This window comes from Desulfurellaceae bacterium (assembly GCA_021296095.1).
Classification (GTDB): Bacteria; Desulfobacterota; Binatia; order Bin18; family Bin18; genus JAAXHF01.
Window position 1 is genome coordinate 1 of record JAGWBB010000177.1, and the last position, 441, is coordinate 441.

Annotated in this window: 1 protein-coding gene; it reads right to left on the minus strand. The window is 69.6% G+C overall.

All coding sequences use genetic code 11. The annotated features are described in order from the left end of the window. Positions 1-441: SMP-30/gluconolactonase/LRE family protein (locus J4F42_22525; GenBank protein MCE2488299.1), on the minus strand; the 441-nt coding region annotated here is incomplete at both ends.

A 441-nucleotide genomic window follows, 5' to 3' on the forward strand; every position in this document is an offset into this window, starting at 1 on the left:
CAGCGTCCTACCGTCCGGGCTGAGGCCGATCCCGTTCGGATGCTGGAGGGGACCGGCCACCCGCCGAATGAAGCCGCCGTCAGGACTGGCGTAGTAGACCTGGCCGGGCCGAGCGGTCGGCCGGTTGAGGGGCTCGCGGCGGGCCGGGTCGCGCTGAATCGGGTCGGTAAAGTAGAAATTCCCCTGGTCGTCAAAGACCAGATCGTTGGGGGCACTGAGCCGCGTGCCGTCACACTCGGTATACAGCCGCCGGACCGTGCCGTCGGGCTCAATCCGTTCAATTCGGCCGGTCTCATAGTCTGCGGCCGGGCCGACAGGCAGGCCGGTGTGCCACGCAAAGCCGCCGTTGTTCGTCACATACAGGGCGCCGTCGGGTCCGCGGGCCGCACCGTTCGGTCCGCCGCCCGGTCGGGCGAACACCGACAGCCCGCCGTCAGGAGC